Origin of the sequence: Avibacterium sp. 21-599 (genome assembly GCF_026226765.1) — a bacterium.
In the GTDB taxonomy this organism is placed as follows: domain Bacteria; phylum Pseudomonadota; class Gammaproteobacteria; order Enterobacterales; family Pasteurellaceae; genus Avibacterium.
This window is the reverse complement of sequence record NZ_JAKKOB010000002.1, coordinates 1-18,663: the sequence shown is the minus strand read 5'-3', so window position 1 is coordinate 18,663 and position 18,663 is coordinate 1. Positions and strand designations below refer to the sequence as shown.

The 18,663-nt window shown below is 39.7% G+C and carries 26 protein-coding genes, 1 rRNA gene and 1 riboswitch; of the genes, 23 read left to right on the top strand and 4 right to left on the bottom strand.

All coding sequences use genetic code 11. From position 1 onward, the window contains the following. Window positions 1-33: 33 nt before the first annotated feature. The 18 genes from rrf (at window position 34) to rplQ (ending at window position 9,085) form a co-directional block, all read left to right on the top strand. A 5S ribosomal RNA gene (rrf, locus tag L5B83_RS10025) occupies window positions 34-149 on the top strand. Window positions 150-549: 400 nt separating this feature from the next. Next, window positions 550-921 carry a 50S ribosomal protein L14 gene (rplN, locus tag L5B83_RS10020; RefSeq protein WP_005548786.1) on the top strand — a complete coding sequence of 124 codons (372 nt, stop codon included), beginning with the start codon at window positions 550-552 and terminating at the stop codon, window positions 919-921. Between the two features lie 10 nt (window positions 922-931). Next, a complete protein-coding gene (gene rplX, locus L5B83_RS10015; protein ID WP_265778426.1) occupies window positions 932-1,243 on the top strand; it encodes a 50S ribosomal protein L24 in 312 nt (103 codons plus the stop codon). 20 nt (window positions 1,244-1,263) lie between these two features. Further along, window positions 1,264-1,803: a 50S ribosomal protein L5 gene (rplE, locus tag L5B83_RS10010; RefSeq protein WP_115248902.1), complete on the top strand. Its 540-nt coding sequence runs from the start codon at window positions 1,264-1,266 to the stop codon at window positions 1,801-1,803. Between the two features lie 12 nt (window positions 1,804-1,815). Next, on the top strand, window positions 1,816-2,121 hold the full coding sequence (gene rpsN / locus L5B83_RS10005) for a 30S ribosomal protein S14 (RefSeq protein WP_250351138.1): 306 nt from the start codon (window positions 1,816-1,818) through the stop codon (window positions 2,119-2,121). A 36-nt stretch (window positions 2,122-2,157) separates the two neighbouring features. Beyond that, window positions 2,158-2,550: a 30S ribosomal protein S8 gene (gene rpsH / locus L5B83_RS10000; protein WP_250351137.1), complete on the top strand. Its 393-nt coding sequence runs from the start codon at window positions 2,158-2,160 to the stop codon at window positions 2,548-2,550. A gap of 18 nt (window positions 2,551-2,568) precedes the next feature. Beyond that, the gene (rplF, locus tag L5B83_RS09995; protein ID WP_046098796.1) at window positions 2,569-3,102 is read left to right on the top strand and encodes a 50S ribosomal protein L6; all 534 of its coding nucleotides are present in this window, start codon (window positions 2,569-2,571) and stop codon (window positions 3,100-3,102) included. A 13-nt stretch (window positions 3,103-3,115) separates the two neighbouring features. After that, window positions 3,116-3,469, top strand: a complete 354-nt coding sequence (rplR, locus tag L5B83_RS09990) for a 50S ribosomal protein L18 (protein ID WP_046098797.1) — start codon at window positions 3,116-3,118, stop codon at window positions 3,467-3,469. 15 nt (window positions 3,470-3,484) lie between these two features. Continuing rightward, a complete protein-coding gene (gene rpsE, locus L5B83_RS09985) occupies window positions 3,485-3,985 on the top strand; it encodes a 30S ribosomal protein S5 (protein ID WP_103854523.1) in 501 nt (166 codons plus the stop codon). A gap of 6 nt (window positions 3,986-3,991) precedes the next feature. Beyond that, entirely contained in the window at window positions 3,992-4,171 is a 180-nt protein-coding gene (gene rpmD / locus L5B83_RS09980) for a 50S ribosomal protein L30 (RefSeq protein ID WP_103854522.1), read from the top strand. 4 nt (window positions 4,172-4,175) lie between these two features. After that, window positions 4,176-4,610 (top strand): 50S ribosomal protein L15, encoded by a 435-nt coding sequence (rplO, locus tag L5B83_RS09975; RefSeq protein WP_250351136.1) that lies wholly within the window; start codon window positions 4,176-4,178, stop codon window positions 4,608-4,610. A 7-nt stretch (window positions 4,611-4,617) separates the two neighbouring features. After that, window positions 4,618-5,943, top strand: coding sequence for a preprotein translocase subunit SecY (gene secY, locus L5B83_RS09970; RefSeq protein ID WP_250363751.1), 1,326 nt, complete (start codon window positions 4,618-4,620; stop codon window positions 5,941-5,943). Between the two features lie 26 nt (window positions 5,944-5,969). After that, entirely contained in the window at window positions 5,970-6,083 is a 114-nt protein-coding gene (gene rpmJ, locus L5B83_RS09965; protein ID WP_005548767.1) for a 50S ribosomal protein L36, read from the top strand. Window positions 6,084-6,223: 140 nt separating this feature from the next. Continuing rightward, complete coding sequence (gene rpsM, locus L5B83_RS09960) at window positions 6,224-6,580, top strand: 30S ribosomal protein S13 (protein WP_265778425.1); 357 nt, start codon at window positions 6,224-6,226, stop codon at window positions 6,578-6,580. Between the two features lie 15 nt (window positions 6,581-6,595). After that, window positions 6,596-6,985 (top strand): 30S ribosomal protein S11, encoded by a 390-nt coding sequence (gene rpsK / locus L5B83_RS09955; RefSeq protein WP_012072238.1) that lies wholly within the window; start codon window positions 6,596-6,598, stop codon window positions 6,983-6,985. Between the two features lie 28 nt (window positions 6,986-7,013). Then, entirely contained in the window at window positions 7,014-7,634 is a 621-nt protein-coding gene (gene rpsD / locus L5B83_RS09950) for a 30S ribosomal protein S4 (protein WP_265778424.1), read from the top strand. 32 nt (window positions 7,635-7,666) lie between these two features. Then, window positions 7,667-8,656: a DNA-directed RNA polymerase subunit alpha gene (locus tag L5B83_RS09945; RefSeq protein ID WP_126371196.1), complete on the top strand. Its 990-nt coding sequence runs from the start codon at window positions 7,667-7,669 to the stop codon at window positions 8,654-8,656. Between the two features lie 39 nt (window positions 8,657-8,695). After that, entirely contained in the window at window positions 8,696-9,085 is a 390-nt protein-coding gene (gene rplQ, locus L5B83_RS09940; protein WP_250363749.1) for a 50S ribosomal protein L17, read from the top strand. Window positions 9,086-9,762: 677 nt separating this feature from the next. Here the strand turns inward: rplQ and ribB are convergent. Next, window positions 9,763-10,410: a 3,4-dihydroxy-2-butanone-4-phosphate synthase gene (ribB, locus tag L5B83_RS09935; protein ID WP_265778423.1), complete on the bottom strand. Its 648-nt coding sequence runs from the start codon at window positions 10,408-10,410 to the stop codon at window positions 9,763-9,765. A 116-nt stretch (window positions 10,411-10,526) separates the two neighbouring features. Beyond that, window positions 10,527-10,672: riboswitch (FMN riboswitch) on the bottom strand. 96 nt (window positions 10,673-10,768) lie between these two features. On the opposite strand from ribB, the gene ubiK reads away from it, so the two are divergent. The 3 genes from ubiK (at window position 10,769) to L5B83_RS09920 (ending at window position 13,077) form a co-directional block, all read left to right on the top strand. After that, a complete protein-coding gene (ubiK, locus tag L5B83_RS09930; protein ID WP_250363747.1) occupies window positions 10,769-11,032 on the top strand; it encodes a ubiquinone biosynthesis accessory factor UbiK in 264 nt (87 codons plus the stop codon). 80 nt (window positions 11,033-11,112) lie between these two features. After that, a complete protein-coding gene (gene nadR / locus L5B83_RS09925; RefSeq protein WP_265778421.1) occupies window positions 11,113-12,384 on the top strand; it encodes a multifunctional transcriptional regulator/nicotinamide-nucleotide adenylyltransferase/ribosylnicotinamide kinase NadR in 1,272 nt (423 codons plus the stop codon). 6 nt (window positions 12,385-12,390) lie between these two features. Next, the gene (locus tag L5B83_RS09920) at window positions 12,391-13,077 is read left to right on the top strand and encodes a metallophosphoesterase family protein (protein WP_265778420.1); all 687 of its coding nucleotides are present in this window, start codon (window positions 12,391-12,393) and stop codon (window positions 13,075-13,077) included. 63 nt (window positions 13,078-13,140) lie between these two features. On the opposite strand, the gene L5B83_RS09915 is transcribed toward L5B83_RS09920, so the two are convergent. From L5B83_RS09915 to L5B83_RS09905, 3 genes are all read right to left on the bottom strand, one after another. Then, on the bottom strand, window positions 13,141-14,676 hold the full coding sequence (locus L5B83_RS09915) for a YifB family Mg chelatase-like AAA ATPase (protein ID WP_265778419.1): 1,536 nt from the start codon (window positions 14,674-14,676) through the stop codon (window positions 13,141-13,143). A gap of 344 nt (window positions 14,677-15,020) precedes the next feature. After that, complete coding sequence (yihA, locus tag L5B83_RS09910; RefSeq protein ID WP_250363743.1) at window positions 15,021-15,653, bottom strand: ribosome biogenesis GTP-binding protein YihA/YsxC; 633 nt, start codon at window positions 15,651-15,653, stop codon at window positions 15,021-15,023. Window positions 15,654-15,786: 133 nt separating this feature from the next. Next, a complete protein-coding gene (locus tag L5B83_RS09905; RefSeq protein WP_265778418.1) occupies window positions 15,787-16,233 on the bottom strand; it encodes a hypothetical protein in 447 nt (148 codons plus the stop codon). A gap of 123 nt (window positions 16,234-16,356) precedes the next feature. Between L5B83_RS09905 and L5B83_RS09900 the strand changes: the two genes are divergently transcribed. Both L5B83_RS09900 and L5B83_RS09895 read left to right on the top strand, forming a co-directional pair. Continuing rightward, on the top strand, window positions 16,357-17,097 hold the full coding sequence (locus L5B83_RS09900) for a hypothetical protein (protein ID WP_265778417.1): 741 nt from the start codon (window positions 16,357-16,359) through the stop codon (window positions 17,095-17,097). Between the two features lie 13 nt (window positions 17,098-17,110). Beyond that, a complete protein-coding gene (locus L5B83_RS09895; protein WP_265778416.1) occupies window positions 17,111-18,622 on the top strand; it encodes an Eco57I restriction-modification methylase domain-containing protein in 1,512 nt (503 codons plus the stop codon). The last annotated feature ends 41 nt before the right edge of the window (window positions 18,623-18,663 follow it).

Sequence of the window (18,663 nt, the reverse complement as noted above, 5' to 3'; positions counted from 1 at the left end):
AAGAGATAAGCTTTAGATAAGCGAAAGAATTATCTTGGCGGCGTTAGTGCAGTGGACCCACCTAAATCCATGCCGAACTTAGAAGTGAAACGCTGTAACGCCGATGGTAGTGTGGGAGCTTCCCATGTGAGAGTAGGGCACCGCCAGGTTTTGAATGAAAGAAGAACGTCATTGAGGGAACTCAGTGGCGTTTTTTGTATTTGGAGGGAATAAAAGCAGATAGACATCACTGAGAATGAATAGGCTAGATGAGACCATAATCCAAAGATAAAAGATATTATATATAAGTATATTTAACGGCTATTGATTATGTCTTGATATGTTTGGGGTATAAAAGACATAAGTAAGAGAAAAAAGATGCAAGAAAAATCTGTCAAAATTACACCGCACTTTGATTTGGGGAGTTATATGATTTTTTCTAAGGAAAATAGTGTTTAGAGATCAGTTTTATATTGCATTCATAGCATTTTTTATAGTAGAATTCATCCTCTATCCTGTAAGGATAGGTTCGTCCCGAGAGGGTGTTATTAATTTTAGCGGAGTACTAAGATGATCCAAGAACAGACTATGCTGGACGTTGCTGATAACTCAGGCGCTCGCAGTGTAATGTGTATCAAGGTTCTAGGTGGATCGCACCGTCGTTACGCTGCTATTGGCGATATCATCAAAATTACTGTGAAAGAAGCAATTCCACGCGGTAAAGTTAAAAAAGGTGATGTATTAAAAGCAGTTGTTGTGCGCACCAAGAAGGGTGTTCGTCGCCCAGATGGATCAGTCATTCGCTTCGATGGTAATGCTTGTGTAATTTTAAACAATAACACAGAGCAACCAATCGGTACTCGTATTTTTGGACCTGTGACTCGTGAACTTCGTTCTGAGAAGTTTATGAAGATCATTTCTTTGGCGCCAGAAGTACTATAAGGAGTAAGAAATGGCTGCAAAAATTCGTCAAAATGATGAAGTAATTGTTCTTGCTGGTAAAAGCAAAGGCAAACGTGGTAAGGTAACTAAAGTGTTACCAAACGGTAAAGTTATTGTTGAGGGTGTCAACATTATCACTAAACACGAGAAACCAGTTCCTGCATTAGGAAAAGAAGGTGGCTTAGTGAAAAAAGAAGCAGCAATTGATGTATCGAATGTTGCAATTTTTAACCCAAAAACAAACAAAGCTGACCGTGTAGGTTTTAGATTTGAAGATGGTAAAAAAATCCGCTTCTTTAAATCTAACAATGAAATTATTTAATTAAAAACTGGAGTAATGCGATGGCGAAACTGCATGATTACTACAGAGATCAAGTAGTTAATGAATTGAAAGAGAAATTCAACTACTCGTCTGTCATGCAAGTCCCACGAATCGAAAAGATTACCCTGAATATGGGGGTGGGTGAAGCATTGACCGATAAGAAATTGCTAGATAACGCAGTTGCGGATTTAGCAGCGATTAGTGGTCAAAAACCTTTAATTACTAAAGCACGCAAATCTGTTGCTGGCTTTAAAATCCGTCAGGGATATCCAATCGGTTGTAAAGTAACACTACGTGGTGAACGTATGTGGGAGTTCTTTGAACGTTTAATTACAATCGCTGTTCCACGTATTCGTGACTTCCGCGGTTTAAGTGCGAAATCATTTGATGGTCGTGGTAACTACAGTATGGGTGTACGTGAGCAAATTATCTTCCCTGAAATCGACTATGATAAAGTAGATCGTGTTCGTGGTTTAGATATCACTATTACTACTACTGCTAATAGCGATGAAGAAGGTCAAGCACTATTGGCTGCCTTTAATTTCCCATTCCGTAAATAAGGCAGGTTACAAATGGCTAAACAATCAATGAAAGCACGCGATGTCAAACGCGTAAAACTCGCTGAGAAATTCTATACAAAACGTATGGAATTGAAAAAAATCATCTCTGATGTCAATGCATCAGATGAAGATCGTTGGGCAGCAGTGTTAAAGTTACAGTCTTTACCACGTGATTCAAGCCCTAGCCGTCAACGTAACCGTTGCAACCAAACTGGTCGTCCACACGGTTTCTTACGTAAGTTTGGTTTGAGCCGTATTAAGGTTCGTGAAGCAGCAATGCGTGGTGAAATTCCTGGCCTTAAAAAAGCTAGTTGGTAATTTACTACTTTATTTTGGAATCGGAGTAAAAGCACAATGAGTATGCAAGATCCAATCGCAGATATGTTGACCCGTATTCGTAATGGTCAAGCTGCGAATAAAATTGTGATCAATATGCCTTCATCCAAGCTAAAAGTGGCAATTGCCAATGTATTAGCTGCGGAAGGTTATATTGAAAACGTTAAAGTTTTAGAAGGCACTAAGCCTGAATTGGAAATTACTTTAAAATATTTCCAAGGGAAGCCTGTTGTAGAAAGCATTCAGCGCGTAAGCCGTCCTGGTCTTCGTATTTATAAACGTAAAGACGAATTACCGAAAGTTATGGGCGGATTGGGTGTAGCAGTAATTTCTACATCTAAAGGTGTAATGACTGATCGCGCAGCTCGTCAAGCGGGTTTAGGCGGTGAAGTTATTTGTTATGTAGCTTAATAGAGAGGTAGGAAGAAAATGTCTCGTGTTGCAAAAGCACCTGTTAGTATTCCTGCCGGCGTTGAGGTTAAACTTGACGGACAGCTACTAACAGTTAAAGGTAAAAATGGCGAGTTATCTCGCACTATTCATAACTCAGTTGAAGTTAAACAAGATAATAATGAATTAACTTTTGCTCCTCGTGCAGGGGTAGTTGGTGCAGACGCACAAGCGGGTACAGCGCGTGCATTAGTTAATGCAATGGTTATCGGTGTTACTGAAGGCTTCACTAAGAAGTTACAATTGGTGGGTGTTGGTTATAGAGCACAAATGAAAGGTAACGTAGTTGCATTAAGTTTGGGTTTCTCACACCCTGTTGAGCATACATTACCTGCAGGTGTGACTGCTGAATGTCCATCACAAACAGAAATCGTTCTGAAAAGTGCTGACAAACAATTGATTGGTCAAGTTGCAGCAGATATTCGTGCTTATCGCCGTCCTGAGCCTTACAAAGGTAAAGGTGTACGTTATGCTGACGAAGTTGTACGTACAAAAGAGGCTAAGAAGAAATAATTAAGGTAACACTATGGATAAGAAATCAGCTCGTATCCGTCGTGCAGCTCGTGCCCGTCATATGATGCGTGAACAAGGTGCAACTCGTTTAGTTGTTCACCGTACTCCTCGTCATATTTATGCACAAGTGATTGCACCAAACGGTTCAGAAGTGCTTGCCGCTGCTTCTACAGTCGAAAAAGCAATTAGTGAGCAAGTTAAATATACCGGTAATAAAGATGCAGCCGCAGTAGTGGGCAAAATCATTGCTGAAAGAGCTTTGGCAAAAGGTGTCAAAGATGTTGCATTTGATCGTTCCGGTTTTAAATATCATGGTCGTGTCCAGTCTTTAGCGGACGCTGCCCGTGAAGCTGGTCTACAGTTCTAATAGAGGTAATTTGAGATGGCAAACATCGAGAAACAAGCTGGTGAACTGCAAGAGAAGCTAATCGCGGTAAACCGTGTATCAAAAACAGTTAAAGGTGGTCGTATCATGAGCTTTACTGCATTAACAGTAGTTGGCGATGGTAATGGTCGTATTGGTTTTGGTTATGGTAAAGCGCGCGAAGTTCCGGCAGCGATCCAAAAAGCGATGGAGAAAGCTCGTCGCAATATGATTACTGTGGCTTTAAATGAAGGCACTTTACAACACCCAATTAAAGGTACTCACACAGGTTCTCGCGTATTTATGCAACCTGCTAGTGAGGGTACTGGTATTATTGCAGGCGGTGCAATGCGTGCAGTACTAGAAGTTGCTGGTGTTCGTAACGTTCTTTCTAAAGCATACGGTTCAACTAACCCAATTAACGTTGTTCGTGCAACAATTGATGCACTAGCAAATATGAAATCACCAGAAATGGTTGCTGCTAAGCGTGGCAAAACCGTTGATGAAATTTTGGGGTAATGGACAATGGCTAAAACTATTAAAGTAACTCAAGTTCGTAGTTCTATCGCTCGTTTACCGAAGCATAAAGCTACCTTGCGTGGACTAGGTCTTCGCCGTATGCACCATACTGTTGAACTAATTGATACTCCTGCTGTACGTGGGATGATTAACCAAGTTTCATATATGGTTAAAGTGGAGGAATAAGAGAATGCGTTTAAATACTCTATCTCCGGCTGAAGGTGCTAAACATAGTGCAAAACGCTTAGGTCGTGGTATCGGTTCAGGCTTAGGTAAAACAGGTGGACGTGGTCATAAAGGTCAAAAATCTCGTACTGGCGGTGGTGTTCGTCGCGGTTTCGAAGGTGGACAAATGCCTTTATATCGTCGTTTACCAAAATTTGGTTTTACCTCAATGAAATCAGCGGTAACTGCGGAAGTTCGTTTGAATGATTTAGCAAAAGTTGAAGGAAATGTTGTAACATTAGAAACGTTAAAAGCGGCTAATGTATTAACTAAAGATATTCAATTTGCAAAAGTTATTCTTTCTGGCGAAGTGAAATGCGCAGTAACTGTTCGTGGTTTACGCGTAACTAAAGGCGCTAAAGCAGCAATTGAAGCGGCTGGCGGTTCAGTTGAGGAATAATTAATAAATGGCTAAGCAACCAGGTTATCAAAATAGAAGTACTCAAAGCGGTACAAGTGAACTGAAAAGTCGATTATTATTTGTGCTCGGTGCACTTATTGTTTTCCGTATTGGTTCTTTCATTCCGGTTCCTGGTATTGATGCTGCTGTTTTAGCTCAATTACTTGAGCAGCAAAAAGGCACCATTATTGATATGTTTAATATGTTCTCTGGTGGTGCTTTGAGCCGAGCGTCAGTATTTGCATTGGGTATTATGCCGTATATTTCTGCATCTATTATTATCCAACTACTGACAACGGTTCATCCTGCTTTAGCAGAATTAAAGAAAGAAGGTGAGGCTGGTCGTCGAAAAATTAGTAAATATACACGTTATTCGACATTAGTTCTTGCAATGATCCAGGCAATCGGTATTTCTACTGGATTGCCTAATATGTTGCCAGGATTAGTACCTAATTTGGGATTTAGTTTTTACTTTACTGCTGTAATTAGTTTAGTTACAGGAACAATGTTTTTAATGTGGTTAGGTGAGCAAATTACCGAACGCGGCATTGGTAATGGTATTTCTTTAATTATTTTTGCAGGTATTGTTGCTGGTTTACCATCAGCAATTGGCGCAACAATTGAGCAAGCGCGTCAAGGGCAAATGCACTTGTTAGTTCTGTTGCTCATCGCAGTTATTGTTTTTGCAGTAACCTATTTTGTTGTTTTCGTTGAAAGAGGACAACGTAGAATTAAAGTTGAATATGCAAAACGTCAACAAGGTCGTCAAATCCTTGGCGGTCACACCACTCATTTACCACTTAAAGTGAATATGGCGGGCGTAATTCCTGCTATCTTTGCTTCGAGTATCATCTTGTTTCCTGCTACCATTACATCTTGGTTTGGGCAAGGAGCAAGTTTAGATTGGTTAACTGACTTATCGATGTTATTGCATCCAGGTCAGCCTTTATATTTGATCGTTTATGCAGTAGCTATTATCTTCTTTAGTTTCTTCTATACAGCGATGCAATATAACCCGCGTGATACAGCAGAAAATTTGAAGAAATCTGGTGCATTTATTCCGGGAATTAGACCAGGTGAACAGACATCACGTTACATTGATAAAATTATGACCCGTTTAACTTTGATTGGCGGTCTATATATTACATTCGTGTGTTTAGTTCCTTATATTATGACGTCAGCGTGGAATGTTCAATTCAATTTCGGTGGTACATCTTTGCTGATTGTTGTAGTGGTAATTATGGATTTCATCGTTCAGGTTCAAAGTCATTTAATGTCAACAAAATATGAATCTGCGTTGAAAAAAGCAAACCTTAAAGGTTTTGGGCAGTAATGCTCATATAGTAAAAGGGATAAGCAATGAAAGTTCGTGCTTCCGTAAAGAAATTATGTCGTAACTGTAAAATTGTTAAACGTGAAGGTGTTGTTCGTGTATTATGTAGCGACCCTAAGCATAAACAACGTCAAGGTTAATTGATATTTTTCTTGCAAAGAACCAGCTGGGCATATATAATGCTCAGCTCATTTATGTCCTTGACATACTGTTTGAGTATCCTGAAAACGGGCTTTTCAAGATCAGTATGTCAAATTAGTTAAAATAATAGGAGTGCATAGTGGCCCGTATTGCAGGCATTAACATTCCTGATCAAAAACATACTGTAATTGCATTAACATCAATTTACGGTATCGGCAAAACTAGAGCAAAAGCTATTTGTGCTGCAACAGGAATTGCTGAAGACGTTAAGATCAGAGAATTGTCTGAAGAGCAGATTGATAAACTGCGTGACGAAGTTGGTAGATTTACCGTTGAAGGTGACTTACGTCGTGAAGTAACACTTAACATTAAACGCCTATTAGATTTAGGTTGTTATCGTGGTTTACGTCATCGTCGTAGCTTACCGGTGCGTGGTCAACGTACTAAAACTAATGCGCGTACCCGTAAGGGTCCACGTAAGCCGATCAAGAAATAAGTCGGGGTAAATTAAATGGCAAAAACACCAGTTCGTGCACGTAAACGTGTAAAAAAACAAGTAGTAGATGGCGTTGCTCATATTCACGCATCTTTCAATAATACAATCGTTACGATTACTGACCGTCAAGGTAATGCTCTAGCATGGGCTACTGCTGGTGGTTCAGGTTTCCGTGGTTCTCGTAAATCCACTCCGTTCGCTGCGCAGGTAGCTGCTGAGCGTTGTGCAGAAATGGTCAAAGAATTTGGCTTAAAGAACTTGGAAGTTATGGTAAAAGGGCCGGGTCCAGGTCGTGAGTCGACAATCCGTGCATTAAATGCAGCGGGTTTCCGTATTACGAATATTACTGATGTTACCCCGATCCCACATAACGGTTGTCGTCCACCGAAAAAACGTCGTGTATAAGACGTATTAGGATAGTTGGAGAAAGAAAATGGCAAGATATTTGGGTCCAAAACTCAAGCTAAGCCGTCGTGAAGGTACTGACTTATTCCTTAAGTCAGGAGTACGCGCGATTGATTCAAAATGTAAAATTGATACAGCACCCGGTCAACACGGTGCTCGTAAACCTCGTTTGTCAGACTATGGTAGTCAGTTACGTGAGAAACAAAAAGTTCGTCGTATCTATGGTATTTTAGAACGTCAATTCCGTAACTACTATAAAGAGGCAAACCGTCTAAAAGGTAATACTGGTGAAAATTTACTAGTATTATTAGAAGGTCGATTGGATAACGTTGTTTATCGCATGGGCTTTGCTGCAACTCGCGCAGAAGCTCGCCAATTAGTGAGCCATAAAGCAGTTGTTGTTAATGGCCGTGTGGTTAACATTCCATCTTTCCAAGTTTCAGTAAATGATGTTGTAGCTATTCGTGAAAAATCTAAGAAACAAGCTCGTATTAAAGCATCATTAGAATTAGCAGAGCAAAAAGAAAAACCAACTTGGTTAGACATTGATGCTGCTAAAATGGAAGGTGTGTTCAAACGTGTTCCTGAACGTTCTGATTTATCAGCAGACATTAACGAACATCTGATCGTAGAGCTTTACTCTAAATAATAGTTAAAGCTTCGTAGCAAAGAGAGGATAAAATGCAGGGTTCTGTTACAGAATTTTTAAAACCACATTTAGTTGATATTGAGCAAATTAGCTCTACTCATGCTAAAGTGATCTTAGAACCGTTAGAGCGTGGTTTCGGCCATACTCTAGGTAATGCATTGCGCCGAATTCTTCTATCTTCAATGCCTGGTTGTGCTGTGACTGAAGTAGAGATTGATGGGGTGTTGCATGAGTATAGTAGCAAAGAAGGGGTTCAAGAAGATATTCTTGAAGTACTTCTAAACTTAAAAGGCCTAGCGGTTAAAGTACAGAATAAAGATAATGTATTTCTGACACTAAGCAAATCTGGAATTGGCCCTGTTGTTGCAGCAGATATTACCCATGATGGTGATGTCGAAATTGTGAATCCTGAACATGTCATTTGCCATCTTACTGATGAAAATGCATCAATTAATATGCGTATTCGTGTACAACGTGGTAGAGGATATGTTCCTGCTTCTGCTCGAGTTCATTCTCAAGATGAAGAACGTCCTATCGGTCGTTTATTAGTAGATGCTTGTTATAGCCCCGTTCAACGTATTGCTTACAATGTTGAAGCAACGCGTGTAGAACAACGTACTGACTTAGATAAGTTAGTGATTGAGCTAGAAACAAATGGCACTATTGATCCAGAAGAAGCAATTCGCCGTGCAGCAACAATTTTAGCAGAGCAACTTGATGCATTCGTTGATTTGCGAGATGTTCGTCAGCCTGAAGTCAAGGAAGAAAAACCGGAATTTGATCCGATTCTTTTACGTCCTGTTGATGACTTAGAGCTGACAGTTCGTTCTGCTAACTGTTTGAAAGCAGAAACAATTCACTATATCGGTGATTTAGTACAACGTACAGAAGTTGAGTTATTAAAAACGCCTAATCTTGGTAAGAAATCACTTACTGAAATTAAGGATGTGCTGGCTTCTCGTGGCTTATCACTTGGTATGCGCCTTGAAAATTGGCCACCAGCAAGTATCGCTGAAGATTAGTGGTCATTAGGTTAAGATTTTTCTGAGAAGGATAAGATCATGCGCCATCGTAAGAGTGGTCGTCAACTAAACCGTAATAGCAGCCATCGCAAAGCGCTGTTCCGTAATTTAGCAAGTGCATTAGTTAGTCATGAAATCATTAAGACAACATTGCCAAAAGCAAAAGAATTACGTCGTGTAGTTGAGCCGTTAATTACATTAGCAAAAGAAGACAGTGTTGCAAACCGTCGTTTAGCTTTTGCTCGTACTCGCAACATTGAAACTGTTGCTAAATTATTCAATGAATTAGGTCCACGTTTTGCACAACGTGCGGGTGGTTATACCCGTATCTTAAAATGTGGTTTCCGCGCTGGTGATAATGCACCAATGGCATACATTGAGTTAGTCGATCGTCCAGCAGTTGCTGAAGAAACTTCATCAGCTGAATAATCGAATTTTGATGTTAAAAAGCCTGCTATATGCAGGCTTTTTTATTTATTATCATTTCAGGTATTAATTGAAAATTATATTTATAACACAACAGTATTTGCCATTGGAATAATTTTCAAAATGCCCAGCATACCTCTCTTTTGGATAAGGTTTTTATTACTCGAATACCTCTTTGTGTCAGAATAATTTGCATTGGCGATAATTGTTGTTTAAATGCAGATAAAGATAAGGTGGTAATAATAGAAGGGTATAAGTGATATATGGGGAGACCGCCGATTGCATTTACTTGAAGTCAAATAGCAATAAGATATCAGGATTTAAGTTTGGAATAGGGTAAGCCAGCTTTTGGCAGATAGCGTAAAGAGTAGGAAAAGCTGAGCCAATGCTATGTTATTTCAATTATATCGCTTACGCATCTAATCCTTCATATATTGATTTCTTGCATTCACAATAGCGTTATAACTAATACAATAAGTGAGAAAAAGCCTTAAAATTTGCCATATACTTTTTGCTTTTTAATAAAGGTCTTTTATTAGCAAATAATTTATTATGCCAGAAGAGATTGTGTAGGCTATATCGTTGTTTTGATTCGTTAATTTATATTACATAACCACATCGCCATAGACGGTTTAAACGCGTAGATAAAAAAATAGCAGGAATAAACCCTGCTATTTTCACTATTTTTTATTCGCCTCTAAACGATATTGCACTAAATCTTCAATTGTCATCACGGGATAACCAAATGCTTCGGCAAATTTGATAATTTCCGCTGTACGTGCCATTGTACCGTCATCATTGGTGATCTCACAAATGACTGCTGCGGGTTTATAGCCTGCAAGCACGGCAAGATCAACAGAAGCTTCGGTATGCCCCCGACGTTTTAGCACGCCTCTTTCCGCTGCTCTTAATGGAAAAATATGTCCCGGTCGGTGTAAATCCTGTGGTTTTGCATTATCTGCAACAGCCGCTTTAATGGTCGTTACTCGATCTGCGGCGGAAACCCCAGTTGATACCCCTTCTGCCGCTTCAATTGTTACGGTAAATGCGGTTTTATTGACACTGGTGTTGTTTTGCACCATTGGGGGTAAATCAAGTTGTTGGCAAATCTCATCGCTTAAACACAAGCAAACAATCCCACTGCCGTAACGAATAAGTTTTGCCATTTGTGTCGCATCAATGGTTTGTGCGGGGAAAATTAAATCGCCTTCGTTTTCACGATCTTCATCATCTAAAACAAGTACGCCATTGCCTTGTTTGAACGCTTCAATGGCTTTTTCAACACGCTCTTGTGGTGTCCCAAAAGCAGATAAAATAGACTGATTCATAGTAAAAAAACCTTTTAATAATAAATTGATACTTGAATCAGGGCTGATGAGGGAAGTTTTTCGTTATGATAAAAAACAAAATAACAAAAATAGATTTTATCCAAAGATAAAACCCATTTGATTCTCTTTCATCCAGACTTTGACTGTCGGCTTTGGATTTTCACCAAATCTGCTGACTTTACTTTTGCAAGTAAACGCTCGTGGGCTTATGCGTGATGCACTTACCACCGGTAGGGAATTTCGCCCTGCCCTGAGAATGAGGGCATAGTATAACGCAATCTAAATAGAGAAAAAATGTTTTTCTTTACGCAGATATTGCATACAATATGCCACATTGGTGCAATAATGTGAGGTCTTTATGCTAAATCCACAAAAAATAGAGCAAATTATACAACAAGTACAAAATTCCCTACCGCAAGGAGTGAAAGAGCTTGGCAAAGATGCAGAGGCAAAATTTAAGCAAGTTTTGCAGGCACAATTAGCAAAATTAGATGTTGTTACCCGTGAAGAGTTTGATGTACAAACCCAAGTATTAATGCGTACACGTGAAAAACTTAATGAGTTAGAAAAACGCATTGATGCCCTATTGGAAGAACAAAATCAAGCACAAAAAACTCGCTAAAATCTCACCGCACTTGGTTTTATTAAGTGAAAAGTGCGGTCTTTTTTCTAAATAAATTTGGCAATATAAGGAATTTCGTGATGTCCGCATTCGCCTATCTACAACAAAAACGCAAGCAATTAAACTTAAAAGTCAATGAGGTTTGTGAGCAAGCTCACATTACTCGCGCTTATTTTAATCAGCTCGTTAGTGGCAAAATCAAAAACCCAAGTGCAACCAAATTATCTGCCTTGCATAAAGTGTTACAAATCACTGATTTGCAAGATAAAAAAGTGGGGGTAATCTTTGGTAAGTTTTACCCTGTGCATACGGGACACATCAATATGATTTATGAAGCATTCAGTAAAGTTGATGAAGTCCACGTTGTGGTGTGTAGCGATACTGAGCGTGATCTGAAACTCTTTTACGACAGTAAAATGAAGCGAATGCCAACAGTGCAAGATCGCCTACGTTGGATGCAACAAATTTTTAAATATCAGAAAAACCAAATTTTTATTCATCATTTAGTCGAAGACGGTTTACCGAGCTACCCAAATGGCTGGTCAGCGTGGGCAGAGCGTGTTAAACAGCTTTTTGAAGAAAAGCAGGTAAATCCGAGTGTGGTTTTTAGTAGCGAACCGCAAGACAAAGCCCCTTACGAAAAATATTTAAATTTACAGGTGGAATTGGTTGATCCAAAACGTCAGTTTTTTAACGTTTCTGCTACCAAAATTCGTAATACACCGTTCCATTATTGGAAATTTATCCCAAAAGAAGTGCGTCCATTCTTTGCCAAAACCATTGCCATTTTAGGTGGAGAAAGCAGCGGAAAAACCGTTTTAGTGAATAAATTAGCGACTGTTTTTAATACAACTTCCGCTTGGGAATATGGGCGTGAATTTGTGTTTGAAAAACTGGGCGGCGATGAGCAAGCGATGCAATATTCCGACTACCCACAAATGGCTCTAGGGCATCAACGTTATATTGACTATGCCGTACGCCACGCCCATAAAGTGGCGATTGTGGATACGGATTTTATTACCACGCAGGCATTTTGCATTCAATATGAAGGCAAAGCTCACCCATTTTTAGATTCAATGATTAAAGAATACCCTTTTGATATTACCATTTTATTGAATAACAATACCAAATGGGTGGATGACGGCTTACGCAGCCTTGGCAGCTACAAACAGCGCCAACGTTTCCAACAATTATTGAAAAAATTATTAGATAAATATAACGTGCCTTATATTGAAATCGAATCACCGAGCTACTTAGAGCGTTATAATAAGGTGAAATCCATTGTAGAAAAAATTCTCAACGAAGAAGAGCTACCTGAATTAAATAATGATAGCTTAATCTTTGAGGAATAAAGAAAGATGATTTTATTCGCAGGTGATCCACATGGTAGCTATGAGCATTTATATCCTTTTGTGCAAGCGCATAAGGATATTGCTTTGATCATCTTAGGTGATTTACAACTAACTAATCCTGCGGAACTTGATAAATTATCACAATATTGCGATCTCTGGTTTATTCACGGTAACCATGACAGCAAAACCGTTGCCGCCTTTGAAGCACTCTGGGGAACAGAATGGAAAAAGCGAAACCTACACGGGCGTGTGCAAACCATTCAAGGTAAACGCATTGCAGGATTAGGTGGTGTATTCCGTGGGCAAATTTGGATGCCACCAAATAAGCCAGTTTTCTTTGATCCCATTCATTATTGCCAATATTGTCCACAAGAGAAAATTTGGCGAGGAGGCTTGCCGTTACGGCACCGCACCTCCCTTTTCCCTTCAGATTTTGAACAATTAGAAAATCTGCAAGCGGATATTCTTGTTTCTCACGAAGCGCCAAAACCCCACCCACTTGGCTTTTCTGTGTTCAATAAATTAGCGAAAAAAATGGGCGTTACGCATATTTTCCACGGTCATCACCACGAAAACGTTGATTACTCCTCCATTAATCGCGATGTTAATCTCAACATCACCAACGTAGGTTTCCGCAGTTTATGCGATGAACAAGGAAATTATTTATTGAAGAACATTGATGATAGAAAATAATTTTCTCATTTGCTTATTCTTATCAAGGATAAAGTGCGGTCAAAAATATTATAAAATTTTAGCTTAAACTAAATTCTTTGAAAGTTTCTGCAATAACCGATCCATCGCACGATAGGAAAGTGCTTCTGCCAAATGAGGACGTTGTATTTGCCTTTCATTATTCAGATCTGCAATGGTGCGTGCCACTTTTAAAATACGATGATAAGCACGCACAGACAGCCCTAATTGCGTGAGTGTATTTTCAAGGAAAATACCGTCTTCAGGGCTAATTTTACAATCTCGTTCAATCTCTTTACTGCTCAAATGGGCATTAATTTTACCCGCACGGGCAAATTGAATTTCCCGCACATTAATAATTTTTGACCGCACTTGTTCGCTGCTTTCGCCTTTGTTTTCAATGTGTTGCAATGCCCCTTTAGGTAAAAGTGGCACTTCAATAGATAAATCAAAACGATCTAAAAATGGCCCTGAAAGACGGTTTAAATAGCGCATTACTTGCTGTGGTGAGGTGCGATTATGCACACCAGTATAATGCCCTGTCGGGCTAGGATTCATTGCCGCAATCAGCTGAAATTTGGCTGGAAAACAGATTTTTGCATTGGCTCGAGAAATAATAATTTCGCCACTTTCTAGCGGCTGGCGCAACGCATCTAACACCTTGCGATCAAACTCTGGCAATTCATCTAAAAACAGCACACCATTATGTGCAAGGGAAATTTCGCCGGGTCTTGGTATCGTTCCTCCACCAACTAACGCTGGCAAAGAGGCACTATGATGAGGGGCGCGAAAAGGACGCTGTTTCCAATTTTTAAAATTCAATTCATTTTGCACAAGGCTAGCCACAGAGGCGGTTTCAATCGCCTCTTGTTCGGTCATTTCAGGCAATAATCCCGTTAAACGACTGGCAAGCATCGTCTTCCCTGTTCCGGGAGGGCCAAGTAACAAGAGGTTATGTTGTCCCGCTGCTGCAATAGTTAATGCGCGTTTGGCGTGCTGCTGACCAATAATATCAGTTAAATCCGCTTGATTTTTAAAGGAAAAATCCACCGCACTTTGCGTGGTTAAATCGCTGGCAAGGGGCAAGATTTCTTGTTCATTAATAAATTGCACCACGTCTAATAAATGCGGTGCGAAATAACTTTTTTGATCCGCCACCAAGGCGGCTTCATTCGCATTTTGTTGGGCAATAATTGGGCAACGACGTACTTTTTTCGCCGCCAAAATAGCCGGAATAATACCGTGAACGCCTCGCAATTCACCAGTTAAAGCAAGCTCACCTAACAATTCAAATTGTTTTAAGCGTTCAGGATTAACTTGTTCCGAGGCTGCTAAAATGCCAATGGCAATAGGCAAATCAAAGCGTCCCCCATCTTTGGGTAAATCTGCTGGTGCAAGATTTACTGTAATACGTTTAGCGGGATATTTAAAATTGGCATTGAGCAACGCACTGCGTACCCGATCTTGGGCTTCTTTCACGGTTTTTTCAGGTAAGCCCACAAGGGTAAATCCCGGCTTTCCATTGCTTAAATGTACTTCAATCGTAACTAGCGGTGCTTGCACGCCCATTGACGCACGGCTATAAACAATCGCTAATGACATTCATCATCCTTCATTTTGCTTAATTTGAACAATGAATATAAAAAAAGCGAAAAAGAAAGAGAATGCTCACCGCACTTTTTTGCGATCAAGATCGAGAAAATAGAAGAATAAGACGAGATTAAACGCTGTTTATGAGCAATAATTGTTCATCGTAGATCACCCCATATCTTCTCTATCGTGAGTTAAAAAACAACGTGCTAGGCGATTTTTTGAATATTGGCTTTTCTTATTGATTGCAAATAGAAGGAACGATTGAGGCGATGAGAAAACGTTTTCAGATAGGCGTATTTTTACTCAATGGTAACTGATAAAAAAGTGCGGAAATCTCACCGCACTTTATTTTTTTATGCATTTTCACTTTCTTCAATCAGCGCACTAAACCAGCTATCTAATTTTCCAGCGAGTTTATCAATGCCTTGTTTTTTCAGGGCAGAGAAGGCTTCCACTTGCACATCACCTTGAAAAGGAAGAATGGCTTCACGCACCATTTTGACTTGTTTACTCACCGCACTTTGGCTCAGCTTATCGGCTTTGGTGAGCAACAACAGCACGGGCAGATCCGCAGAAACAGCCCATTCGATCATTTGCTGGTCTAAGTCTTTTAGCGGGTGGCGAATATCCATCAAAATCACAACACCGCCTAAACATTCACGTTTTTGCAAATATTCACCTAAGGCTTTTTGCCACTGAATTTTCATTTGCTCTGGAACAGCGGCATAACCGTAACCGGGTAAATCAACCAATTTGCATAAAGGCTCGACTTCAAACACATTAATTAATTGTGTTCGTCCCGGCGTTTTGGAGGTGCGAGCAAGGTTTTTTTGATTTGTTAAGGCATTCAGTGCGGTAGATTTGCCAGCATTAGAACGCCCTGCAAAGGCGATTTCCATCCCCTTATCTTCGGGTAACACGCGAATATTCGGGGCGCTGGTAAGAAAATGGGTTTTATGATAATTCAATTTCATTTTGTTGCTCATTTTATCGATCTTTTATCAAAACGTTCAGCTCATAAAGGAAAGTGCCTAGCATACCTTATAAATCGCAAAACCACGATAAAAAATGATAAAAAAGCGACATTTCTATCACAAATAAATGAAAGGAAAAAACGCATTACTCACAATGCTGTTTATACAAAGCAATAATCACCTCGCGCACCACATTGCGTTGTGGCTCAGGGAGATCAAGGAAATGATTGAACAGGGCTTTATCTTGTTGTGTGGCAAGGTTTTCCCAACGGTGTTGTTGCAAAATATCGGAACGTCGAAGTTCACCAGCTTCCAATTTTTCTAGCTTTTCTGATGAAACCAAATCAGTCAGATCAACTTGCAACCAATTGGCTAAGGTTTTTAATTTATCAAGGCGAGGAATGCTCTCACCTCGCAACCATTTTCCTGCGGTGTGTGGTGTAATAGATGTGCCGTAATAACGCAAATTAAATTCACGTTCAAGAACATTGCCCCGTGCTGAGTAACCCTTAGCAAGCAATCCTTTTTTTAAATTATCAGCAAAACGTTGCTTTTCTCGCCGATCTTGTTGCGTTTTTTCATTTTTCTTCATAATTGCGAAAGCTATCACTCCCACATAAAAAATCGTAACTATGAATTGATAAAAGTTACAAATTGATCAAAAATAATTACAAAAATAAAGAAGAAAACATCCTATCTTTTAAATCTATTAATAATGATTAAAGAAAAACAAATAGTTTCAAAAAAGCGAGTTGCCGATCACGGTGAAGTTTATACAAGAGAAAAAGAAGTCAATGCAATGCTGGATTTAGTGGCAATGCAAACGCAATCACTTTCTGCCACTTTTTTAGAGCCTGCGTGCGGAACGGGCAATTTTCTGATCGAAATTTTACGCCGTAAGTTGGCGGTGGCAGCTGAAAATTACCAAGATAAACATAAGCGTAAAAAGTACGTCAAATCACCCAGCCAGCTTTCCTACGAACGAGATTTAATCCTTGCGGTAAGTAGCATTTACGGCATTGAATTGCTGGAAGATAACGTAAAAGCCTGTCGCAAACGGCTGTTTGATTTTGCCACAGCGGAATATGCACGGCTTTTTCCTGACAGCCAAAAAACAGCCTGCTTAGACGCCATTGAATGCCTGCTACATTTTAATATTGTGTGGGGCAACGCCCTTTCAATGGAAGTGGAAACGCCACGACATTCAATATCTCTTGATGGTTTAGTTACCGAAGAAGAGAAAGAGCGGTCAAAAAAAGCGATTATTTTTTATCAATGGAGTTTTGTGACTGAACGCAAAATCAAACGTGTGCCTTTTATTTATTGGGGATTAGTGGACAGAGCCTATCAACCCAATGGGAACAGCCCGTTACCGCACCCTTACCGCACCGTTTTTCAATCAAGTCTTTGTGATTTCTTACAATTAAAACAGCAATATGCCAACGAATATGAATAAAGTGAGTAATGGAATGACAATTAATAATTACAACCCTGATGTGCTTTCTTGCATTGCCAATTTATCAAGTGATGAAGTGTTTACGTCACCACAGTTAGCCAACAAAATGCTAGATCTCATTCCACCGCACTTTTTTTGCGATCCCACAAAGCGATTTCTCGATCCTTGTAGCAAATCAGGGGTGTTTTTGCGTGAAATCGCCAAGCGATTAATTAAAGGGCTTGCGCCACACTTTCCGGATTTGCAAGAACGCTTAAACCATATTTTTACCAAGCAACTTTTCGGCATAGGCATTACCACGCTTACCGCACAATTAAGTCGCCGTAGTTTGTATTGTAGCCGTGAAGCAAACGGTGAATATTCGGTATGCACAGCCTTTGATGATGAAAACGGCAATATTTTTTACCGCACTTTATCCCATCAATGGGAGAATGGTCGCTGTATTGAGTGTGGCGCAAGTCAAGAGGTGTTTGCGCGTGATGAGAAATTAGAAAGCCACGCCTATCATTTTATCCATTCTTATAGTCCTTTTTTTGAGCAATATAACAAGATGAAATTTGATGTCATTATCGGCAATCCGCCTTATCAGTTAAGTGATGGTGGCGCACAAGCCAGTGCCAGACCTATTTATCAAAAATTTGTGGCACAAGCGAAAGCGTTGCAACCAGAATATTTAGTGATGATTATCCCCGCGCGTTGGTATGCGGGGGGAAAAGGGCTTGATGAATTTCGTGCGGAAATGTTGCAAGACCGCCAAATTCGCCAGTTACACGATTTCCCCAATTCACAAGATTGTTTTACTGGCGTGGAGATAAAAGGGGGCGTGTGTTATTTCTTATGGCAAAAAGGCTCAACGGGCGAGGCAGAGATATTCACTTATGAGGGAAATAATTTGGTGTCTCACGCTCAGCGTTATTTACAAGAAGAAAATCTGGATATTTTTATTCGCAGTAACGAGGCAGTGGAAATTTATCATAAGGTGAAAGGGTTTAATGAGGTGAGCTTTAATGAATGGATAAGTTCACGTAAGCCTTTTGGATTTGATACAAAGTTTAAAGGCTACGCAAAAAACAAAGATAATACGGTGAAATATTACGCCAATAAAGCGATAAATTATATTAGTCGTGGTGAAGTGAGCGTAAATCGCGATTGGATTGATCGCTACAAATTATTTGTACCTAAAGCGATTGGTTCAGGTGATGGTCGAGAAGATTTAGTTAAACCGATTTTAGCTGAACCTAATTCTTGTTGTTCAGAAACCTATTTAGTGTTTGGACCTTTTGATGATGAGAGAACAGCCAGAAATGTTATTTCTTATATTCAAACTAAATTTTTCCATTTTATGCTAACAATCAAAAAGAATACTCAAGATGCCACGAAAAAAGTATATGAATTTATTCCAATGCAAGATTTCTCACAATCGTGGAATGACGAAAAACTATATGCAAAATATGGCTTAACCCCCGATGAAATTGCCTTTATTGAGGCAATGATACGCCCAATGGAAAGAAATGATGTCGAATAATTTACTCTTACCCCGACAGCAATATGCCAACGAATATGAAC